Genomic DNA, 428 nt, shown 5'->3' with positions numbered 1-428 from the left:
ACTACGACCGAACGCAGCATTGCCTGAGGATTACCATGCAGCACGTCCGAGGGATTGTTTTGCTCGATGCGTTGCGCAACGGCAACCTGGTATTGGTCGAGCCGGGCAGCGGGCTCCTGCGCATCTTTCGCCATGGGACCTGGATGTAAGGCGCGTGTGCCTGGCGAGCCCTTCCCGGCCACGTTGAGTGCCTGTGGCACCTGACTCAAATGATCCATCCCGTCACTGGTACTCAGTAGCCGGCGTTCGGCATTCCCCGCATCGAGGACGGTAACGGCAGCGCTCACGGGTTGACGGGCACGGACCAGTTGTACTGACGTAGTCGCGCCGGCTCGCAGTTTTGTCAGAGCTTCTGAAAAGGCGGCTGAGTTGCCAGTCACCCTGCCATCGACCTGGACTATGACGTCCCCCGGCATGATGCCAGCCAC

Annotated in this window: 1 pseudogene; it reads right to left on the bottom strand. The window is 61.2% G+C overall.

Features of this window, described 5'->3' with window-relative positions:
- Positions 1 to 416: pseudogene (locus H3V53_RS43960) on the bottom strand (hypothetical protein); the annotation flags it as partial.
- Positions 417 to 428: the final 12 nt, after the last annotated feature.

This window comes from Paraburkholderia bengalensis (assembly GCF_037126505.1).
GTDB classification, from domain to species: domain Bacteria; phylum Pseudomonadota; class Gammaproteobacteria; order Burkholderiales; family Burkholderiaceae; genus Paraburkholderia; species Paraburkholderia bengalensis.
The sequence above is the reverse complement of the archived record's forward strand: the minus strand, read 5'-3'. Positions and strand labels throughout refer to the sequence as shown.